Source organism: Chroococcidiopsis sp. CCNUC1 (assembly GCF_023546805.1).
GTDB lineage: Bacteria > Cyanobacteriota > Cyanobacteriia > Cyanobacteriales > Chroococcidiopsidaceae > Chroococcidiopsis > Chroococcidiopsis thermalis.
The window spans coordinates 4,615,542-4,638,203 of the sequence record NZ_CP097480.1; the positions used below are offsets into that span (position 1 = coordinate 4,615,542).

The window sequence follows — 22,662 nt, forward strand, 5'->3', positions numbered from 1 at the left end:
CACAATCGAGAATTGCTATGAGGTGTGAATTACAACTTCTTCCCTTGCTTCCCACCATTCCTTAGAACAGATAGCCTAAATATAGTGCTTAATTTATGATTTAATTCAGCAAGCATTTCTTAGCAAACTATCCATGTCTGCAACCCCTCATCCTAACCCATCCCACGTTTGGCACGCCTTAGAAGTTGATAAAACTATACAAGTCTTAGAGAGCAATGCAGAAGCGGGTTTAAGCTCGTCTCAAGTCAAGCAACGCTTAGAGGAGTATGGAGCCAACGAATTGCAAGAGTCAGGAGGTCGCAGTCCGCTAGCGATCCTGATCGATCAGTTCAAAAATATTATGTTGCTGATGCTAATTGCTGTAGCAATTGTATCGGCAGTGTTAGATATACGCAATAACGATTTTCCCAAAGACGCGATCGCGATTAGTTTAATCGTCGTTCTCAACGGTATTCTTGGCTACGTACAAGAAAGCCGTGCTGAAAAAGCTCTAGCAGCGCTGAAAAAACTGTCTGCTCCCTTAGTCCGAGTTATGCGCGACGGCAAACTCACAGAAGTTGCGGCAAAAGAACTCGTACCAGGGGACATCATGCTGATTGAAGCTGGAGTCCAACTCGCCGCCGATGGCAGGATTATTGAAGAATCAAACCTGCAAATTCGCGAGTCAGCTTTGACGGGAGAATCTCATGCAGTAGAAAAACAGGCAGATATTCAAGTAGCCGAAGAGACAAGCTTGGGCGATCGCGTTAACTTAGTCTATCAAGGTACGGAGGTCACTCAAGGACGTGCCAAGGTTATTGTCACCGGCACGGGAATGCAAACGGAACTTGGTAAAATCGCTGCCCTGCTGCAAGGAGTGGAAAGCGAGCCGACTCCCCTACAACAACGGATGTCACAGTTGGGCAACGTCCTAGTGGCAGGGGCGATGATTTTAGTCGCCTTGGTGGTTGTGGGTGGCGTGCTGCGCTTGGGTTGGGATGCATTTGAAGAACTGCTGCAAGTATCTTTGAGTATGGCAGTTGCCGTAGTCCCAGAAGGCTTACCAGCGGTGATTACCGTGACTCTAGCGCTAGGAACGCAGCGGATGGTGAAGCGCAATGCCTTAATCCGCAAACTGCCTGCGGTGGAGACTTTAGGCAGCGTTACCACAATTTGCTCTGATAAAACAGGGACGCTGACGCAAAACAAAATGGTGGTGCAGGCAGTCGAGTTAAACCAAAAATCTCTGCGAGTAACTGGCGAAGGTTATGCACCCCAAGGAGAATTTTTGAGCGATGGTCGAGCGATTGACGCAGACCGAGATCCAGATTTACAAGCATTGCTAGTTGCCTGTGCCTTGTGTAACGATTCTTTCTTGCAAGAGGAACAAGGACAATGGAAGATTGTCGGCGATCCCACCGAAGGGGCATTGGTAACTTTAGCAGCTAAAGCCGGAATTCAAAAAGACCAGTGGTCGAGCCGCTTGCCCCGTGTTGCTGAATTTCCCTTCTCCTCCGAACGCAAGCGAATGAGCGTGATTTGTAGAACGAGGCAGGAGGCAGGAGGTAGAAGTCAGGAGGTACAAGATTACGCTCTCTCGTCTTTAGCCTCTCATAATTCGGCTTATTTAATGTTTACAAAAGGGTCGCCAGAGTTAACTTTGGAACGGTGCGATCGCATTCATACAGGCGATCGCGCTGTGGCGATTAATGATGCTCAACGGCAGCAAATTCTGGAAAAAAATAACCAGATGGCAAGTCAAGGGTTGCGGGTGTTGGGTTTTGCCTATAAACCCTGGTCAGAACTGCCTCCAGAGGGATCGGAAGAGACTTCAGAACGAGAATTAGTTTGGCTGGGATTAGTAGGAATGCTTGATGCACCCAGACCGGAAGTGAGGGATGCAGTAGCCAGATCTCGCGAAGCTGGGATTCGTCCGATCATGATCACGGGCGACCACCAGTTAACAGCAAGGGCAATCGGAATCGATTTAGGCATTGCTCAAGCAGGCGATCGCGCTGTAACCGGGCAAGAATTAGAACGGATGAGTCAAGCTGACTTAGAACGGGAAGTAGACCAAACGAGTATCTACGCTAGAGTATCTCCCGAACACAAACTTCGGATCGTCCAGGCTTTGCAACGCAAGGGTAAATTTGTGGCAATGACGGGAGACGGGGTAAACGATGCCCCCGCCTTAAAGCAAGCAGATATCGGAATTGCAATGGGTATTACTGGTACGGACGTGAGCAAGGAAGCTAGCGATATGGTTTTGCTAGATGACAACTTCGCCACGATCGTCGCTGCCACTGAAGAAGGTAGGGTTGTTTATACCAATATCCGCCGCTTTATTAAATACATTCTCGGTAGTAACATCGGTGAAGTGTTAACTATTGCTGCGGCTCCAATTCTTGGACTTGGCGGCGTACCGCTGTCACCATTGCAAATTCTCTGGATGAACCTGGTAACGGATGGTCTACCAGCGTTAGCTTTGGCAGTAGAACCAGCAGAACCCAACGTCATGAAACGCCCGCCATTTAGTCCCGCGAAAGCATTTTTGCCCGGGGCTTGGGTTGGTACATGGTGCGGATTGGGATTATCTTTGCCATTTTGTCAATTATTTTAATGGAGTGGGCGTACTTCCACACGCAAGCGAATGTCATTCCGAACGAACTAAGTCGCGATCGCTGGAAAACGATGGTATTTACCACGCTCTGCCTAGCACAGATGGGTCATGCTTTGGCGATTCGCTCCAACACCCGTCTGACAATTCAAATGAATCCGTTGTCTAATCCATACGTTTTAGGAGCTGTAGGTTTAACCACAGTATTGCAACTGCTGCTCATTTACGTTCCGCCCTTGCGAGCTTTCTTTGGCACTCACTTCATAACTCCGATAGAATTATTAATCTGCTTCGGCTTTAGCAGTTTAATGTTCGTCTGGATCGAGCTAGAGAAGTTGTTTATTAACTGGCAACAGCGACGGAAAGCGCATAGGTAATAGGTAATGGGTAATAGGTAATGGGTAATGAGTTAAGTCAAAAGTCAAAAGTCAAAAGTCAAAACCGATCGCCACTAACCATCAATTCCATCAATTACCACAAATGACAAATGACGCATGACCAACTACCAACTACCAATTACCAATTACCAACTACCAACTACCAATCAAAATGTTCCTCAAAACCCTCCACTTGAAGCAATTTCGGAATTATCAGGAGCAGCGAGTTGATTTCGTTGCTCCTAAAACAATATTGGTGGGTAATAACGCTCAGGGTAAATCCAATTTATTAGAAGCAGTGGAATTGCTGGCAACATTGCGATCGCACCGTTTGGCACGCGATCGCGATTTAGTTAGGGATGGAGAGGCATTCGGACAAATTCACGCCAAGCTAGAACGACAAGCAGGCATCATCGATCTATCTGTAACTCTGCGCCGTCAGGGGCGGCGGACAGTAGCTCTCAATAGCGAACAATTGCGCCGCCAACTGGATTTTTTAGGTGTCTTGAACGCTGTAGAATTTTCCAGTTTAGATTTAGAACTAGTGCGGGGTGCGCCAGAACAGCGCCGTCACTGGGTGGATACCCTGTTAATCCAGTTAGAACCCGTATACGCCCATATCTTACAGCAATACAATCAGATATTGCGGCAGAGAAATGCATTTTTGAAAAGTAAGGGCGGGTTTCCAATGCCCGTACAGGAGAAGGAAGAATTAGCGGCTTGGGATGCGCAACTAGTAACTATTGGTTCGCGGGTAGTGAGGAGAAGGGCGCGGGCGATCGAGCGTTTAGCACCTTTGGCTGCTGAGTGGCACGCTAGCATTAGCGATCGAGCTGAGGTTTTGCAAATTCGGTATGCCCCAAATGTACCGTTCACCGCAACCGATCCTGAAGGAGTGCAGCAAGCTTTCTTAGAGAAGATAGAACAAAGAGCGATCGCCGAACAACATCAAAACACAACTTTAGTCGGTCCCCACCGAGATGAAATTGAATTGACAATTAATCAAACTCCTGCTAAGCAATATGGTTCCCAAGGTCAACAGCGCACTTTAGTTTTAGCCCTCAAGCTAGCAGAATTGAAACTGATCGAAGCCGTTGTCGGAGAACCACCGCTATTATTACTAGATGATGTCTTAGCAGAACTCGATCTCAACCGTCAAAATCAACTTCTAGAGGCAATTCAAGACCGTTTTCAAACGTTGATTGCTACAACTCATTTAGCTGCCTTCGATTCCCAGTGGCTCCAAGCATCGCAAATTCTCTCAGTTAATGCAGGGCAAATATTCAGTGACCAGTGAAGACAGGAGACAGGAGACAGAAGGGGACAAGGGGGACAAGGAAGCAGGGGAGCAGAGGAGAATTTACTAACTCCCGACTTCCCAATTACCCCTTTCTCGGTTGTTCCAGTCTTTTAAATACAGTCAAAACGATCAAAGCCAACACAGAACTAACTAAACCCGTTTGCCATAAGCCGCAACCAGCAGCAATTCCCAAGCCAGCCGAAACCCAAGTTGCTGCCGCTGATGTGAGTCCCCGTACCCGCTCCATACGAGATTGTGATTGAGTTTCGCGCAAAATTTCTCCAGCACCAATAAACCCTACCCCCGCAGCAATCCCTTGAATGACGCGACTAATCGCATCACGTCCTTCCTCTGCTGTCGCCACGATTTGCAATGGAAGCATAATTAGTAATGCCGAACCCAGACTGACTAGCATATGCGTGCGTAAACCCGCTGGTTTGCGACCGATCTGGCGTTCTACACCGAGGATTGCCCCAAATACCAAAGCCATAGCTAGCCTGAAGCAAATACTTAACCAATCGTCAGGGGCAAAAGATATATTAGTCATTCGTTCTTTGTTGCGGTGTAGAGACGTTACATGTAACGTCTCTACATAGATCTGTTAACTATTAACTGTTAAAAATTGGCGCAAGCGCAGCAAGCCTAACGTTTGAGCCAAATTGAGTGGAAGTAAGGATACGCCTTCGATGCGCGATTGTACCCAACCTTCGCCCCAATACCATTCGTGAAATCCATCAATTCCCCCGTGGAGTAACAGGCGCAGACAATTTGGCTTTGCCACTTCTACTTGATGCTCGATCGCTACAGGTCCAATCCAACTAGTAAAAGTCAGACCTGGATGGAGTTGTTCTGGCATTCCTGAAGCTAACCGTTGTGGCGATAGCCATTTTTGCATTTGTTCGGGACGCAACAAACTATCTTTGATTGCTGCTGCTGATGCCTCTACTTCAATCCGTAACTGACTGTTTTGAAAACTACCCCACATAATTTATGACTCCAGTACTAATGCGATCGTAGCTTGTTTAAATGAGTGATGCGTGGTGCGTGAAATACTTCCAACTTCCGCGCCGAACGACTCCCGTACGGGCGCACAGAGAAAGCGCCCGTACCGACTCCCGACTCTCGACTCCCATTTGTTTTAGAGTAAAGTGTAAAAAAGCGCCCGTACCGACTCCCGACTCTCGACTCCCATTTGTTTTAGAGTAAAGTGTAAAGCTGCATTTCCTAATTGAAGGAGAAATTGGTGAAAAAGCTGGTCTGGGTGACAGGGGGCATTTGTTTGGCGGCTGTAGGGTTGGCGCGTCCGGTGTGGACGCAGGAATCGCTGTCTATCGGAGTCGCGGGAATTGATGCCCAACGGCTGCATGAATTACCTTACAACTTAATTGGGCGGAAAATTGCGATCGGTCAGGTGGAAATTGGACGACCTGGAAAGTTTGGCTTGGATAAGGCGGTTTCCAAACAACCTGCGATCGCCCCAGCTGGCGTGTTTTTGCGTAATGGTGCGGCTAAGGCAAATACGAATATCGACCCCCACGCCCAAAATGTTGCCAGCATTATGATTAGCGATCGCAAAACTCTGGCAGGGATCGCCCCAGGAGCTAGATTATACTCGACTGCGGTAGGTTCGGTGAAGTATGCCGGACAGCCGGAAGAATGTTTATCCGCACAATCGACAGCAAACCGCAATAGCGGTGACGTGCGGGCGATTAATTTTAGTTTTGGTGAAACTTTGGAACGCGACCCGCGACCGGAGGCGAGATTAGATGGTAATTCTCTACTAACTCGCTGTTTGGATTGGTCTAGCCGCGTCCACGATGTGTTGTATGTTATTGCCGGAAATCAGGGGAAGGGCGGAATTCCCATCCCTACCGATAATTACAACGGCATGAATATTGCTTTTTCCTCGCGTCAAGACGGAATTTTCCGCAAAGTTGATGTGACTAATTTGAGTGCCGCTGGTGGTGGCGTGAAGGGTAGGTTGCGGGGACGGGAAATGAATCTCGGTACGCGGCAGTCGATTAGTTTGGTTGCTCCTGGCAACAGGGTTTATGCCCTTAACCCCGATGCTAAGGTCAAGGAGGTTACGGGTACGAGTTTTGCCGCACCTCACGTTACAGCTACAGTGGCGCTGCTACAGGAATATGGGGATAAACAGATTAAGATGGCGATCGCCTCTCGCCCCCCTTGGAAAGGGGGGTTGGGGGGATCTACACGGAATTGGAGTTTGGATGCTCGTCGGCATCAGGTGATGAAAGCGGTGTTGCTTAACTCTGCTGATAAAGTACAAGATGCGGGTGATGGCTTGCGATTAGGGATGAGTAAGACGATTATTGACAAACAAAATCGCAATTGGGTAGATTCCGATGCTTACCGTCAACCCAAAGTTTCTTTAAATTCTGAAATCGGTGCAGGTCAATTGAATGCTTTTCGTGCCTACGAACAGTTTAAAGCAGGTCAGTGGCAATCTTGGCAACCAGTTCCAGCGATGGGGTGGAACTATCGTCAACTCAAAGCTAACTCTGCTGAAGATTATGTCCTAGCTGCACCTTTAAAACAAGGTAGTTACGTTGCAATTACCTTGGTGTGGGAGCGCTTAGTAGAATTGAGAGATAAAAATCAAAATGGCAGCTTTGATGTTGGAGAAGATTTTCGCGATCGCGGTTTAAATAATCTCGACCTTTACTTATTAAATGCAGACTCCAACGCTGCTGCTAGTAATATTTGTACCTCAACTAGCGAGGTTGATAGTATCGAGCATATTTTTTGTCCAGTTCCCACTACAGGCAGTTACAAAATTCGCGTCCAATTTCGCCAACAAGTAAATCAACCCTCTCAACCTTACGCGATCGCCTGGTGGACTGTACCCGCTCAGTAAGTCAAATGTGAAAAGTTAAAAGTCAAAAAAGTGAAACTTCTCAACTTTCTAACTTTCTATTTGGAGAAGACGAGGAGCTTCAGACTCAACTATTGGTACGCTTAAAGCTGGCTTAATACTTTCGAGTTTCCGAGTCTTTGGAGCTGTCAACAAAGACAGTAGCTTAGGCAAGCTGAGACACAGAGCCATGTTAGCAAAAGTTAGAACTAGACAATCGATAAAATTCATAGCTGCAATTGCCTCCCTAAAAATTCCCACTAAACGCTATGCGTTTCTTGGATATCTCTTTAGTTTGCAGCATGTTTAACCCAAAAGATCGAATCGATACTTTTGAGTTTCTTTTCACTGCGATAAGCTAACTTTATTAATCTATTTGTTGCTATTGCCTGTATATTTAAAATATAACCTTCTTTGTAACAGAATAGAAATATAAAAGAAGATTTATAGTAATTCAAGCAAAAAGAGAATAAATTAGAACCAGTCAATTGTCTACAAGCAAGATTAGCCAAAACTTTTTCATTTGCTCCCTACTCCCTGCTCCCTGCTCCCCAGTATATTAGTGAAATTTGAGTGTAGGGTGGGCAATGCCAACCTTACTATGACAATGGGATTTAAAACTGCACTTCATACTCAACCACAGCTTGCGTATCGTCGGCAAAATCTGTCGCGGCGCGGACGCGGGTGTTGTCGTTCAAGCGATAGCTCAAACCGAATTGAGCTGGTTGTTGTGCAGTTAAGAATGTCAAAACCGAGACATAAGCATTGCGCGTGATATCAACGCCAGCCTCAGCCGCTAGACCAAGAGTAGAAGAGCGCGATCGCTCCTCATTAGAAATAGAAGTGGGGAATAAACGCAGCTCTGATAAACCCAAGGCATTGCCAATGTCGGTAAACGTATTTTGAAAGTTACCTAATATAGCTGTTCCTGCCAGATTAACTAGTCCCGTCGCCGTATCACCACCACCCTGTCCTGCCAAGGTTTGCGCGAAACCACCACCAATTAGAGCGATAATCTCTGATTGACTGCGGGAAGGGCTACTTGTCAGTTCCAAATTTTCAAATAATTGGCTAGCTGGTCCTTTAGCTACTGCCCGCACGCGAACGGTATTTACGGAACCGATATCTGTAGATAAGGTGTTGTCAGAAATCTCGCTGCTGATAACAGAAGAAGGGACTTGCGATCGCGTCACTTCTGGTACTGATGCGATCAATCGCACATCAAGGGTTGGATCGAGAGCTTGCTTTGGTGTAAAAGTTGCTTTTTGTTCGTAGCCCCGCTCCAACTCAAATTGAGTCGTAAATAAATTGACGCTACCACGTTCTAAATTGATAGTTCCTTGAGGGCGCAAATCGCCCAGCATACCGTTTACCACTAAAGTTCCAGCCGCTTGAAAGTCAAGAATCGGTGGTAACGTTACCGACACATTATTTCCTAAAGTCAGCCGCAGATCGTTCAACTCTATAGGTGCTTCAGCAGCTGGAGCCGGGGCTGTTCCCCCTTGTCCCCCTTGTCCCCCTTGCCCCCTTGCGCCCCAGGCGTAGCCGGGGCATTGCTAGTTGGCAGAAAAACCTGACCGTCCGCCAGTAGAACTTGACCCCCGATTGTGGGGTTAAGTGCGGAGCCAGTCACAGTGACTTTACCGTCAACGCCTCCTTGATATAAATTGGGTAAATTCAACCTCAGCCGATCTAAAGAAACGGTAAGGGGATTAGCGGCATCTGGGTCATTTGCTGCTAGATTCTCAAAAATCGGAATTACGCCTTGGGCAACCACCTGACCCCTGGAAAAATCGCCTTGAATTCCCTTGACGAGAATGCGATCTTCGTTAAATAGCACCGTACCGTTGACATTTGTTAATGGATCTGTTAAAGCCGCAGCAGTGATGGTGGCATTTTTGACTTGGGCAATTCCCTTCGCTTCTGGCTGCTTGAGAGTACCGCGTACTTGCAGTTGAACTTGTCCTTCACCGCCTTTCCACGCTACTTGGTCGGTTAAAACATTGAGTAAGGCTAGTCCTTGATTTTGGACATTGACATCTAACCGAATCTGGTCGCTATCCGGTTTAACCGAAGCGAAAGGTAATTGTAAGGGAATACTACCAGTCGCCATTAATGGGTCGGGTCCAGCAATCAGAATGTTGCTACCGAAACCGAGACGGGCATTAGCATAGCTGAAACTAGCCGCAGCTGATTCTACGGGGTTTTGATTGATCGTGCCTTCGCTGAGTTGAAATTCTCCGACTGCTAAGGGGTTCTCGGTACTACCAGCGATGGTTGCCGTACCGTCCACATTACCTGTCACGGCGATCGGTAATTCGACAAAATCATTGAGTAGGCTTAACGGAAAGCCCCTGACTCGTAACTGACCTGATTGCTGTTCGCTGCTAAAACGACCAGTCAAAGCTACAGCGGTGTTTTCGTCCAATCGTACCCGCACGGGAAGTAGGGTTAGCACTCCTTCATTAAAGTTACCAGCAGCAACGAGGCGATCGGCAGTATATTTACCCCACTGCCACTTATCCCCTCGCAAATTGAAATCAGCAGCAATGCCCTGTTGGGGAGAACCACTAGCAGTAACTTCGCCGCCAAAAGTCCCCTGAAGTTCGGCTAAAGCTGGGACTGGAAAAGCATCTTGACGTTGCTGGCGCTGCTGTTGCAGTAAAACTAAAACTTCCGAATAACGACGTAATTGAGTTAATAGCGATCTATTTGGTGCGCCGACTTGTAAAATTCCTAAATCTTTTGCTGTAGCATAATCAGGAGGCTGAAAACCGCGTTGCAGGTCTTCAAAGTCATAAATTTGCAGGGCGCTGAGGATATCTTGAATGTTGCCTTGGGCGATATTGGCTTTAGCTTGAAATTGAGGACCTTTAGGAGTTTGACTGAAGCTACCTGTTAATGCATACCGGCTTGAACCTTTGACAAATTCACCATTAGTCAGCGTCCCGCCACCGTTCCCGTACCGAAATTGTGCCGCTAAGCGATCGCCCTGCAATCTACCTATACCAGGTTGTGCTACAGCTACATCTCCTTGGGCGGCTAGACGGTCGGGATTTACCGTCAAATCGGCTGATAAAATGCCGCTGACTGGACCCGTGAGGTAGGGGTTAGCTGGTGCAGACAGATTCAGCACCCGTAACGGAAAGTTTTCGACATTGACCAATAAATTCTCGCCCTGACTTCTCCCAGTGGCGATCGCCTCATCCAATCTCACCGTAAAATTATTGGGGCGATAGTCGGGTTTGAGATTGACAGCAACGCGATCGTTTTGATTCCCAACTAAATCTAAATTTAATCCCCTGCCCGGTTGCAGCCGCAAATCTCCCGCTAATAGCGGGTCGAAAGCTACGTTGTTGACGGCAAAGTTTTGCAGCCGCACGTTACCTACAACATTCGGTACTGGTAAATTGCCCGTAACCTGTCCAACAAAACTGACTCTACCCGCCACGCTACTATTAGGTGGCAACTGTACGGGAGCGTTTTTGAGATCGTAGTCTCGCACTTTGACGTTAAAATTTAACCCCGTTATCGAGGCAACATTTTGCGGGTCAACACTAACTCTGCCGTTCGCTTGAATATTTCTAGAGGTGAGTTGGGGAATATTTAAAGTGTTGCCATTCCAATTTAAGGAAGCAGTTAGGGGTTGTCCGATTAACTCCTCCGACAAGCGGACTTGTCCCGCTGCTGTAATTCCTGCCGGACTGAATTCGCTGATAGTTCCGGCTAAGTTGGCATCTCCTGTCAGTAAACCTCGTAATTGTGGATTAAATCGATTGAGCTGGATTCCATTCGTATTAACTGCTACTTGCCAGCGACCGTTATTGAGTTGAATATCCCTAGCATTAATCGTACCTCCGGCAACATTTAACCTCCCCGTACCGCTACCCCGTAAAGTTTCTGGAGTAAAAGCAGTGGTACTCCCCGATAGATTTAGCCTTCCGTTCAGACTTCCCGCATACTGAGGCGGTACGGGGGCGAGACGTTGCAATTGTAAGTCAGTTGCTTGCAGTTGAGTTTGCCAGCGTCCGGCGGCTACTTGGATACTAGGGACGTTAATCGTACCCCCACCAATCCCCGTTAATTGACCCGCACCTGTAGCAGTGAGTTGTTGCGGTTTAGCTGGGTCGAGCGTACCAGCTAGATTAAACGTACCATTTACCGGGTTTTGCAAGCTGGGCGGGACTTGGGTTAACTGTCCCAATCTCACCCCAGTGGCTTTAATTGCTGCTTTCCAACGTTGGTTGACCAACTCCCCAGCCGCTGAAACATCACCTCCAGCCACGCGGAAAATTGTATCGCGTAGGAAGAGGTTGTTGGCGTTGTAAATCACCAGTTGTCCTTTACCTGGATATGTTGCTTGGGGTGCTTGCCAATTAACAACTGTACGGGGTTTATCTGGCGTACCTGTAACTTGGGCTTGGGCGGTGACAATTCCCACTTTCGCAGCTTGGTTAGTTACGCCGTAGGCTTTGGCGATCGCATCCCCTGGAATATTATTAGCAATAAATTTAAAATCTAAACCTGCTGTCTGTTCTGGTTTCAGGGCTAATTTCAGCGTTCCGCCACCCGTTACCTTACCTCCAGCAGCGGGTGTAGCTGATATATTGGGAAAATTTAACGTTCCTGCTGCCGTATCAAGGGTAAAGTTCGTACTTACCCGACTGATATTCAACCGATCTAACCGGACTGGTTTGATGTTTACTACATCTCCGGTCAAAACAGCCGCTTCTACGGGTCCTGTCAGTTTGACTTGCGATCGAAAAACACCATCAACGGGTACGGGTACTTGTAGATTTAAACTAGAAATTGCGGCGGCGGCGCTGACAGCATCGACGTAAGCCGAGAGATTAAAACCTTTTTCTATATCAAGAGAACCCTTAGCTACAGCTGGAATTTTGCCATAGCTACTAGCAACGTTATCTAGGTAAATTTCCGTTCCCTTAAACTGCAACCTTCCCTGAGAATTATTAAAGGCTTGCGGTAGTTGATTAACTTGAGCTGTAACCTTGTTTAGGTCGGCAGTACCATATAAACCCAACAGTTTTACAGGAGTGAGTTCGGCTTTAAAATCGCTGTTGACTCGACCACCTTGAATAACTAACGGCAATTCAATCAGCCGCGTTAGATCGGAAGCTAGAAATTCTTGCGTATTAATATTGATACTAGCTCGTCCCGACTCGGCGCGAAAATCTCCATCAAGCTTTAGCTCTCCTCCTGTCTGCGGTTTCCCAGCTAAATTGAAATTAATCAGATTATAGTTTTCGCGAAAAGTTGCTTCTCCGTTAACTTGATTTAAGGTGACAGTGTTACGTGGCGTAGAACGAGTTAGTTGTTGAACGTTAGACACTAAAATTGCTTGAGCATTCCGCCAGCCAAGCCGATTGAGGGCAATTTGAATTGGACCTCCCGCCTCACCACCCGTAGCAATATCAGTATTGACCCAGCGCCCTTGGGTATCTTGCTGCACGTAAGCTTTTGGGTTAACAAGCGTGACATCTAAGGGTAAAGTGCGAGTCAAAAGCACTGATAAGGGGTTGTAGCTTACCTCCACCGCTTCAATCGATGCCGTATCCGGGTCGGTAGCAGTAGCCGGAACAGAAGTAGCACCCAAGCGTAACCCCGTCAAACCAAACCGTTCGACGCGCCCGACTTTAATCGGTCGTTTCAGGGTTTGGGAAAGATTTTTTTCGACAAGTGGCGATAGCTGTTCGTAAATGAATCGATTTATCCACCACGCACCCGCTGCTACCCCCACCAATATTGGTACGCCAATAGCAACAGTAGTCCGACTAAATAAGATATTCTTGAGACGGTTGGGTCGAGGAGACTGTTGAGAATCTTCAGTTTCCGGCTCAGTGAAATTAGACATAACCCCTCACGGCTGATCTGGACGGCTGGAGCTAGTGGCAAAAACCCACACCTGGGAGCAGCGCCAACTTTAAGGATAATTCAAGAATTTAAATGTGAAATTATCGTTACGGGATTGTTAACATCTATTTGCACAAAATAACCAAAGATGTTATCCGTTCATCAAAAAAACTGCGTCTACACAAAGGTATATAAGAGGGAGTCGGGAGCGGGGAGAAGAGAGCTGAGGGAGCAGAGGAGCAGGGGAGCAGAGGAGCGACAACAAACAACCAACAACCAATTACCAATGACCAATGACCAACTACCAATTTCCCACACCCTACACCCCTTCTTCACCGACAACTGATAACTGATTAAGATTATGGTTAACAAGAAACAAAGGGATGACTGAAGGTAAATTGGAACGGAGAGAGTTATGATTGCACCCATGCGTGTATTTGTGTTACTGTTTAATGCCCGCACGGAAAATGAGGGCATTCATACTATTCAAACAGGCGATCGCAATAAGGTATTGATGTTTGAATCAGAAGATGATGCAGCACGTTTTGCCTTAATGCTAGAAGCACAAGATTTTCCCGCTCCTACGGTGGAAGCGATGGATACAGAGGAAATCAAGGATTTTTGCGACAGTGCTGGCTATGACTGGGAAGTTGTTCCAGAAGGTGCGCTTGCACTTCCACCAGAAATCAACATAGAGCAAACCGACTGGCAACTAGATGATGAAGATAAACCCTTAGTCGAAGAAAAGTCTGACTCAGATATGTCCGATACTGAATTGGATAGCATTAAGCGGCGGTTGGAAGGCTTATTGTGAAAGGTGGAAATGGGACAAGAGAGACAAGGGAGACAAGGGAGAGGGGGAGACAAGGGAGAGGGGGGAGACAAGGGAGACAAGGGAGAGGGGGGAGACAAGGGAGACAAGGGAGAGGGGGGAGACAAGGGAGAGAAATTTGATAATTTAACGATCGATGACCGATGACCAATTACCAATTACCAATTACCAATTACCAATTACCAATTATGGATCGCGGTCATCTACTAACAGAACAGGTGAATCCTAACAGTCAAAACTTAGACCGACTAAGTTGTTTGGAGTTGGTAGAGTTATTTAACTGCGAGGATGCGAAAGCAGTAGCGGCGGTGGCAGAGGCAAAGCAAGAATTAGCTGAGGCGATCGCCCTGACAGCAAAATCGTTGCATCACGGAGGACGGCTGTTTTATATTGGGGCGGGAACGAGTGGGCGTTTGGGGGTATTAGACGCTTCTGAGTGTCCGCCGACGTTTTGCACGCCGCCAGAAATGGTACAGGGGATTATTGCTGGGGGTGCGGCGGCTTTAATTCGCAGTTCGGAAGATTTGGAGGATCGGGCGGAGGATGGCGCAGGCGCGATCGCCCAACATAAAATTACTCAGTTAGATGTCGTTATCGGTATTACAGCGGGAGGAACCACGCCTTACGTCCAGGGTGCTTTACAAGCAGCCAAAGCTAGAGGGGCTACAACAATTTTTATTGCCTGCGTACCTCAAGAACAAGTCCAAATTGATGTGGATGTCGATATTCGCTTATTGGTAGGAGCGGAGATTCTAGCAGGTTCGACGCGACTCAAAGCCGGAACTGCTACCAAATTGGCATTAAATATCATTTCTACAGGGACGATGGTGCAGTTAGGTAAAGTTTACGGCAATCGCATGGTAGATGTTGCCGTGACAAATAATAAGTTACGCGATCGCGCTTTACGTATTTTACGCGACCTCACCGATTTAGAAGCCGATGCAGCTGAAACATTACTCGATCGCAGTGGCAAATCGGTAAAATTAGCCTTATTAATGCATTGGACGGGGTTAGAAAAAGAAGCAGGCGATCGGTTGTTGGTAGAACACAAGGGTAATCTGAGGGCTGCGGTTGCAAGTTGTAAAAATTCCATAATTAGCACATAGACTCCCGACTCCCTCATTTTCCAAGGGTGACGCACTCCGCTACAGTAGACTTATTGCTCCCTAGCTGCGATCGCAATTCACAATGTTTACTACGGCATCAGAAACCCCCATCATCCTTACCGTTGTCTTGGTTGCACTCGGTATCTTGAGTTGGGGCTTTATCAGGGCGAGGAAATTTGGCAAACTCGGCATCCTCGCCTGGTTACAGTCAGTAGTGCTGATCTCTCCCTGGCTGCTATTCTTTGGCTTATTCGCCACTGGAATTTATCTCAATTTGGCGGGAGTGTTGCTGTTAATCGTCGCTTCGACAGCTATATATGTCTTTCTCGGCAACCGTCTCCGCGCCGCTGGACAAGATGCCATTCTCCGCGCCAAAGCTACAGAAAAACTAGCAGGTAACTCGACAACTCCAGAACCAAATGCAGCAGATGATGGTTCGGTCAAGGCAGTAGAAATACTGAACAAACCGGAGGTGATGCCCATCCCAGATGAAGACCTGACTGCCATTCGCGGTATTTTTGGCATCGACACATTTTTTGCCACAGAGTCAATTCCCTATCAAGATGGCGTAATTTTCAAAGGCAACCTACGCGGAGAACCAGAAGCAGTTTACAATCGCCTCAATACCACTTTACAAGAACGCATGGGAGTCAGCGAAGCAGCTCCAGAGAAACCTCGCTATCGCTTATTTCTAGTTGAAAATGTCGATGGTAGACCAGTCGTCATCGTCCTTCCTAGCCGCAACGACCCCCGTTCCTCAACCGTAGGACAAAAGATTTTCGCGCTAGTCCTGTTTCTTGCTACCATTGCCACAAGTTTAGAAACTGCTGGTATTCTGCAAGGATTCGACTTCTTTACAACTCCAGGTCGTTTCCCCGAAGCTTTACCAATTGCATTGGGAATTCTAGCTGTTTTAGCCGCCCACGAAATCGGACATCGAGTATTAGCCCAGCGCTACCAAGTTCGTCTCAGTCCTCCCTTCTTCCTGCCAACGCTGCAAATCGGAGCATTTGGAGCAATTACGCGGATTGAATCGCTACTACCCAACCGCACAGCCTTATTTGATATTGCTATTGCTGGTCCCGTGGCTGGGGGTGTTGTTTCCTTACTCATGCTGTTTGCGGGTCTAATCCTCTCGCATCCTGGCAGTATGTATCAAGTCCCGTCACAATTTTTTCAAGGCTCAATTTTAGTCGGAGCTTTATCTAAAGTTGTGTTAGGTTCTGCCGTCAACCAAGCTTTGGTAGACGTTCACCCGCTGACAATTATTGGCTGGTTGGGGTTGGTAATTACAGCGCTGAATCTGATGCCAGCCGGACAGTTAGATGGTGGGCGAGTCGTACAAGCAATTTACGGGCGTAAAACCGCCGGACGCACGACTTTTGCCACAGTCATCGTTTTGGCGATCGCATCTTTAGCTAATCCGTTAGCTTTATACTGGGCAGTTGTTATCCTTTTCTTGCAACGAGATTTAGAACGCCCTAGCCTGAACGAGTTAACAGAACCGAATGATGCTAGAGCAGCTTTAGGTTTATTAGCACTGTTTTTGATGATAGCTACCCTCCTACCCCTCACACCCGCATTAGCAGGACGCTTAGGAATCGGTGGTTAAAAGAATTCTCAAAGTCCCCCTTTTGAAGGGGGATTTAGGGGGATCTTCAAGTCCTCCTTTTGAAGGGGGATTTAGGGGGATTTCATAACCGTTTTCAAATCGCATGAAATACATAATTTGCAGGGGCGCACAGCTGTGCGCCCCTACCAGTTTCATACACGCAATTTCATTTCACTATATATTACCAATACCCTCAAAATTTGGACGAACTAAAAACTTGGCTTCACACTTTCCACATCATACTTTTTAAATTTTTTATATATCTAATCTTGCTTTTATAAAGTTATTAATAGCAGATATACATTTTTTCCAAATTCGATATTTCAGCAAAATTCCATCATAAAAATAACAATAATCCCTCGTAAAAATTCAATAAAAAATCTGTAGAAGCGCTGAAAATAAGAAACCCTAAATTTCACTGAAGCGCTTGAATTTTGCCTGAGCCAGACTTGAACTCAACGAGTTCTATTAAAGTCTTTGGCTTTGTGTCAAAAGTTCTAATTAGTCAATATCAAGTAGAAAGAGCAAGAATTATCCGCTCTGAAGGAACGTTTCAGACAGATTCTTTACGGATTGCGTTTCAAGAACTACTAGATGAATACTGCAAGAGTAAAGATTTTCAGTTAATCCCAGAACTAGATTATCAAACTAAAATTGGTAGAGTTATTTACCCTAACGGTACAGTTAAAGATACTTTACGCCTAAATTGGGGTTATTGGAATAGAGAGGCTAATAATTTAGATCGAGCAATTGAAAATAAACTATCCCAAGGTTACCCAGATAGCAATATTTTATTTGAAGACTCGCAAACAGCAGTTTTAATTCAAGCTGGAACTGAAGTTATGCGCGTTTCCATGCAAGATGGAGACGCACTAGAGCAAATTCTCAATCGTTTTCTCAACTATGTTCCTCCAGAAGTCAGAGATTTTCGCGCTGCTATTGAGACATTCAAGCAAGACTTACCAACAATTCTCAATACATTAAGAGACATGTTGGAACAACAAAGCGCTAGAAATCCAGAATTTCAAAGAGCAAAATATCAAATTTGGGAAATTTGCAAAGAATCAATTAATCCTGAAATTACTTTATTAGATATTCGGGAAATGATGATTCAGCATATTTTAACAGAAGATATTTTTAGCAATATATTTAATGAATCTCAATATTATCGGGAAAATAATATTGCTCGCGAATTGCAACGAGCTTTAAATACTTTTTTTACTAGTAGTACAAAAAACAATTTACTGAGTACTATCGAACGTTACTATGGTGTGATTAGAAAAACTGCTACTAATATCTACAACCATTCTGAAAAACAAAAGTTTTTAAAAGCTATTTATGAAAACTTTTATCAAGCATATAATCCTCAAGCAGCCGATCGCTTGGGGATTGTTTATACACCGAATGAGGTGGTTCGCTTTATCATCGAAAGCGTAGATTATTTACTAGAACGGCATTTCCACAAAAAATTAGCTTCAAAAAATATTGAAATTCTCGATCCTGCAACTGGTACGGGAACGTTTATCACTGAACTAATTGAATATTTACCAAAAAACAAACTGACATATAAGTATAAAAACGAAATTTTTTGTAACGAGATTGCACTCTTACCTTATCACATAGCTAATCTGAACATTGAATTTACTTACAAGCAAAAAATGAGTAGATATGAAGAATTTAAAAACATTTGTTTTGTCGATACTCTAGAACACGCCTTTTTTGAAGAAGGTAAACAGGAAGATTTATTTAGCTTAAATATAGAAAACAACGAACGCATTCAACGCCAAAATAATCGCACCATTTCTGTAATTATTGGCAATCCTCCATATCATAGCGATCGCAACATTAGTTATCCCACGATCGATCGCCGCGTGAAAGAGACTTATATTAGAAATAGCCAAGCGCGGAAAACAAAAGCATACGATCTATACGCTAGATTTCTGCGTTGGGCATCCGATCGCTTGGGTAAAAATGGTATTATCGCTTTTGTTTCTAATAATTCTTTTATTGATGCTCGGACTTACGATGGTTTAAGAAAAGTTATTACTGAAGAATTCAACGAAATTTATATTATTAATCTTAAAGGAAACGCTCGAACGAGTGGCGATCGCAGGCATCGAGAAGGAGGTAATATATTTAATGATAAAATTCGTGTGGGAATTGCCGTCTATTTTCTAGTTAGAAAAGAAGGCGATCGCAATTGTCAAATTTATTACCACGCTCTCCCTGACTATGCTACTACAAAAGAGAAAAATATTTATCTAGCCGAACGCAAGTTTTTAGAAATTCAATTCGAGCAGATCGTACCAGATGCAAATAATAATTGGCTCAATCGAGTAGATAATGATTTTTATACTCTCATACCTGTTGCAGATCGCGACACTAAGTTTAGTAAAGATCGACGAGAAGCAAGAGCAATCTTTAAATTGTTTACCCTTGGGGTTATTACTGCTAGAGATGAATGGGTTTATGCCGAATCAGAAACGGCGCTAGAATCAAAAGTTAGGTACTTCATTGGTATTTATAATCAAGCAGTTGATAACCGAAACACACGGGAAAATCTCGATCGCACTATCAAATGGACGAGGAGATTAAAACGGTATCTAAATCGAGGAATAAGCTATCAATTTAAAACTAACAATATTCGAGACTGTTTGTATAGACCATTTGTGACTAAAAAATTGTATTTTAGTCCAGAGGTAAATGAGATGCAATATCAACTAGGGCAAGTATTTGATCGGAACTGTCAAAATTTGCTGATTGGTTTTACTGCACCTGGTTCGACTAAATCATTCATGACTTTAGCTAGCGATCGCATTCCAGATTATCATCTGATCGGTGATTCGCAATGCCTTCCTTTATATTGCTACGATGAAAATGGCGATCGCGTTGATAATATTACAGATTGGGGACTAGAACAATTTCAAAATCATTATTGTAGAGACGTTACATCTAACATCTCTACAATTACCAAATTGGATATTTTTCACTATACCTATGCCGTTCTACACTATCCGGCTTATCGCGCAAAATATCAGCAGAATTTAAACAGAGACTTTCCTCGCCTACCTTTCTACAATAACTTTTGGCAGTGGGTGAATTGGGGTCAACAGTTGTTGAAATTACATATTCATTATGAAACTGTAGTACTCTACCCCCTCCAGCGCATCGATCTCCCAACATGCAGCGCTATGAAGGTGAAACTGAAAGCAGATCGCGATCGAGGCAGAATTATTATAGATACGGTGACAACCTTAGAAGGCATTCCTACATCTGCTTGGGAATATATGTTAGGAAACCACTCAGCTTTAGAGTGGGTGTTAGAGCAATATAAAGAGAAGAAACCTAAAGATGCAACTGTAGCTGCCAGATTCCATACTTATCGCTTTGCCAATTATAAAGAGCAAGCGATCGCGTTACTGCAAAGAGTTTGTACTGTCAGTGTCGAGACAATGAGAATTGTAGGGGAAATGAGTAGTTAGTAAAACTATCATTTAGAACATAGATAAGAAGGGACGCACAGCTGTGCGTCCCTTCTTACATTTTGCGTATCAAAAAAGGCGCGATCGCGCAATTCGTATATTTACTGAAGTGATTATAAAATTGTTAAGCCAAAATCAACGCAAGTGGACTTACCATTTTGCGAGATAACAGGCAATGATTGTTCCAGCGCCTCAGCCTAACGTACAAAATTTGCAACAAGAAGCGATCGCTTTATTCAAGGAAATTAGTTTCTTGATGGATAACGCCGCCAGCGCTCTCAGCACTGATAGTTCTAGCGGTAAGTACAAAGACTTTCAGCAAGAGGTCTTGAGTGTATCTCACAATGTGGAAAAATTAGAGCTAATGATGGCGATCGTTGCGCCGATGAAGGCTGGTAAGTCCACAATTATCAACGCCATTGCCGGACAGGAAATTCTCCCTAGTCGCAATGCAGCAATGACAACCCTACCAACACAAATTATTTTTAACTCGGATTTGACTCAGCCAACCTTAACCCTGAGTCCCGAAATTATCTCTGTTTATCAACAGACGCTTCAGGCTTTACAAACAAAGATTCAAACTTTGGGAATGCAGCGCATCCAAGACAAGATCGCGCAATATCCTCATTTACAAGATTTGCTGCCCAAAATTCAAGACCCCACAAGTCTACAGTTGCAAGAAATAACCTCTGGACGAGAGGAAATTATTCAGGTATTGATGAGTTTGAACGATATCGTTCGCCTTTGCAATACCATTGACCCATCTACAGACCCCTTGGGAAAGCTTACAGAAGTTCCCTGCATTCAGGTTCCAATGGGGCGATCGCGCCGCCTATCTCCAGCGGATACAGCTAATAATAAGCCAGATCTGTTAGGCAATTTGGTTATTGTCGATACCCCTGGACCCAACGAAGCGGGAGAAAACCTCAAGCTTGCTACAGTAGTCGCCGAACAACTCAAGCAAAGTTCGATGGTATTGATCGTACTAGACTTCACTCAGTTGAAAACAGAAGCCGCCGAACAGGTCAAACGGGACGTACAAAGAGTTATCGATCTACGGGGTAAAGATAACCTGTACATTTTAGTAAACAAAGTCGATCAACGGCGCGAAGGCGACATGACATCAGAACAGCTGCGCCAATTTATTGCAGCTGAATTTGGCATTGGCAATGACGATACAAACCAAGTATTTGAAGTCTCAGCTAGAAGGGCATTTTCTGCCGCTCACTTTACCCACGAACTAGAGCAGCACCCCGAGCTTACTCTGAGTGAGATCCCCGCAGCACGGGTATTAGCTCAAGAAGTCTTCGGGATTGATTGGGAAGAAGAACTAGCAGAAGTTACCTCGGAAGAAATTCGGAAAAAAGCTCAAAAATTATGGAATAAGTCTGGATTTGAGCCATTTTTAGAAAAAGCTGTAAAAGCATTGATGGAACGCGCTGCACCTAAGTGTTTGAAATCTGCCCTTAATCTCGGTCGCAGTCGTTTGGTACAACTAAGGGATGAAGTCAAGCTCCGCAGTAGTGCCATTTGTCAAGACGCAGAGAAATTGCAGTTAGAGTTATATGCGCTAGAAGCCGATTTGCATCGCCTTGAATTGTGTCGCAGCCGCCTCAAGGATGTCGATTCGATCAAATCTCAACTGCATCAAAATCTCCACGAACTGTTACAAGTGCTGAAAAAAGAAGCAACTGTGAATTTAGAAATTTTCTTTGCCAAAGAAGAGTACCAACGGGCTGACTTAATTAAAAAGATGGACATGAGAGCGCGGGAACTTTTCTTAACTAATATTGGTGACTTTGAACTTTTTCCTAAGTGGGTATCGTCACGCCTTAAATCGCAAGTTGAGTTTAAAACTTCTGGTTTATTTGAATTTGAGAGTCCGGAAGTAGCAGAAGAGTTTGTCGATCAGGCAGTCACTTATGTTAAACAGAGGGCAGATAGTTTATTAAGCAGCGTTCGCGATCGCACGAGTCAAGAAATCGAACAGGCGCGTCAAAGCCTATTAGATCTTCTAGAACAAGAAACAAAGCCAATTATTGAAGGAGCTTGTCAGCGATTAAATGAAGCTTTCAACTTAGATTTATCTCTGCCGACAATGCAGTGGGAGTCTTTTGAGACAATGGGTTTTGTCAGACCTCCAGTTAAAAGGCAAAGTCGATTTGTCGATCGCGGTAATGTGGAAGTATTAAGAAATCAGCGTCAGTGGTGGCATTGGTTGTGGATAGTTCCCGTAGAAGTCAAAGTTCAGATCCGACGACCGCGAGTGATTGAAGATTACTATACTGTATCTTTAAATACGCTAATTGCCAAAGTGAATCAATCGATTGAAGGCAGTATTGATAATATTAATTTGGAAATCGAGAAATATCTAGATAAAGATTTTCAGCAAAGAGTAGATGTATTTTTTGCAAATCTCGATACTTTTCTCCATAATTACAGAGATAATTTGAGCCAAGCTCAAATCGATCAAAAACTATCTCTAGAAGAAAAAGAAAAATTGGTAGAAGAACTGAGTTTTCTTCTACCTGAAGCCACAGCACAAATCCAAACCGCAGAAAGTTATATTGAATATACAGACCAAATGCTGAGCAACTAGTGTAAGAAGAAA

14 protein-coding genes and 1 pseudogene are annotated in these 22,662 nt (G+C 44.9%); 11 read left to right on the plus strand and 4 right to left on the minus strand.

The genetic code is table 11. The annotated features are described in order from the left end of the window. Nucleotides 1-133: 133 nt before the first annotated feature. Both M5J74_RS21250 and recF read left to right on the plus strand, forming a co-directional pair. Nucleotides 134-2,973: pseudogene (locus M5J74_RS21250) on the plus strand (cation-translocating P-type ATPase). 193 nt (nucleotides 2,974-3,166) lie between these two features. Then, nucleotides 3,167-4,270: a DNA replication/repair protein RecF gene (recF, locus tag M5J74_RS21255; RefSeq protein ID WP_241994276.1), complete on the plus strand. Its 1,104-nt coding sequence runs from the start codon at nucleotides 3,167-3,169 to the stop codon at nucleotides 4,268-4,270. Between the two features lie 85 nt (nucleotides 4,271-4,355). Here the strand turns inward: recF and M5J74_RS21260 are convergent, their stop codons facing one another. Beyond that, on the minus strand, nucleotides 4,356-4,820 hold the full coding sequence (locus M5J74_RS21260) for an MgtC/SapB family protein (RefSeq protein ID WP_015156017.1): 465 nt from the start codon (nucleotides 4,818-4,820) through the stop codon (nucleotides 4,356-4,358). Nucleotides 4,821-4,874: 54 nt separating this feature from the next. Continuing rightward, nucleotides 4,875-5,258 (minus strand): hypothetical protein, encoded by a 384-nt coding sequence (locus M5J74_RS21265; protein ID WP_015156018.1) that lies wholly within the window; start codon nucleotides 5,256-5,258, stop codon nucleotides 4,875-4,877. 41 nt (nucleotides 5,259-5,299) lie between these two features. On the opposite strand from M5J74_RS21265, the gene M5J74_RS21270 reads away from it, so the two are divergent. Together M5J74_RS21270 and M5J74_RS21275 are read left to right on the plus strand one after the other, a co-directional pair. Beyond that, complete coding sequence (locus tag M5J74_RS21270; RefSeq protein ID WP_250013085.1) at nucleotides 5,300-5,479, plus strand: hypothetical protein; 180 nt, start codon at nucleotides 5,300-5,302, stop codon at nucleotides 5,477-5,479. Between the two features lie 34 nt (nucleotides 5,480-5,513). Continuing rightward, nucleotides 5,514-7,151: a S8 family serine peptidase gene (locus M5J74_RS21275; protein ID WP_041462554.1), complete on the plus strand. Its 1,638-nt coding sequence runs from the start codon at nucleotides 5,514-5,516 to the stop codon at nucleotides 7,149-7,151. Nucleotides 7,152-7,762: 611 nt separating this feature from the next. On the opposite strand, the gene M5J74_RS32865 is transcribed toward M5J74_RS21275, so the two are convergent. Both M5J74_RS32865 and M5J74_RS32870 read right to left on the minus strand, forming a co-directional pair. Then, nucleotides 7,763-8,608: a translocation/assembly module TamB domain-containing protein gene (locus M5J74_RS32865; RefSeq protein WP_256498554.1), complete on the minus strand. Its 846-nt coding sequence runs from the start codon at nucleotides 8,606-8,608 to the stop codon at nucleotides 7,763-7,765. Between the two features lie 2 nt (nucleotides 8,609-8,610). After that, nucleotides 8,611-13,020 carry a translocation/assembly module TamB domain-containing protein gene (locus M5J74_RS32870; protein ID WP_256498555.1) on the minus strand — a complete coding sequence of 1,470 codons (4,410 nt, stop codon included), beginning with the start codon at nucleotides 13,018-13,020 and terminating at the stop codon, nucleotides 8,611-8,613. 147 nt (nucleotides 13,021-13,167) lie between these two features. On the opposite strand from M5J74_RS32870, the gene M5J74_RS21285 reads away from it, so the two are divergent. From M5J74_RS21285 to M5J74_RS21315, 7 genes are all read left to right on the plus strand, one after another. Further along, entirely contained in the window at nucleotides 13,168-13,365 is a 198-nt protein-coding gene (locus tag M5J74_RS21285) for a hypothetical protein (RefSeq protein WP_250013086.1), read from the plus strand. A gap of 69 nt (nucleotides 13,366-13,434) precedes the next feature. Then, nucleotides 13,435-13,833, plus strand: a complete 399-nt coding sequence (locus M5J74_RS21290) for a DUF3110 domain-containing protein (RefSeq protein ID WP_015156022.1) — start codon at nucleotides 13,435-13,437, stop codon at nucleotides 13,831-13,833. 9 nt (nucleotides 13,834-13,842) lie between these two features. Next, the gene (locus M5J74_RS21295) at nucleotides 13,843-13,998 is read left to right on the plus strand and encodes a hypothetical protein (protein WP_250013087.1); all 156 of its coding nucleotides are present in this window, start codon (nucleotides 13,843-13,845) and stop codon (nucleotides 13,996-13,998) included. Further along, nucleotides 13,995-14,957, plus strand: coding sequence for an N-acetylmuramic acid 6-phosphate etherase (gene murQ / locus M5J74_RS21300; RefSeq protein WP_250013088.1), 963 nt, complete (start codon nucleotides 13,995-13,997; stop codon nucleotides 14,955-14,957). The genes M5J74_RS21295 and murQ overlap by 4 nt, the downstream gene beginning before the upstream one ends. Before the next feature lie 82 nt (nucleotides 14,958-15,039). After that, nucleotides 15,040-16,569, plus strand: a complete 1,530-nt coding sequence (locus tag M5J74_RS21305; protein WP_250013089.1) for a site-2 protease family protein — start codon at nucleotides 15,040-15,042, stop codon at nucleotides 16,567-16,569. A gap of 485 nt (nucleotides 16,570-17,054) precedes the next feature. After that, nucleotides 17,055-20,051, plus strand: a complete 2,997-nt coding sequence (locus M5J74_RS21310) for a type ISP restriction/modification enzyme (protein WP_250013090.1) — start codon at nucleotides 17,055-17,057, stop codon at nucleotides 20,049-20,051. Nucleotides 20,052-20,226: 175 nt separating this feature from the next. Then, nucleotides 20,227-22,650: a dynamin family protein gene (locus M5J74_RS21315; RefSeq protein WP_250013091.1), complete on the plus strand. Its 2,424-nt coding sequence runs from the start codon at nucleotides 20,227-20,229 to the stop codon at nucleotides 22,648-22,650. Nucleotides 22,651-22,662: the final 12 nt, after the last annotated feature.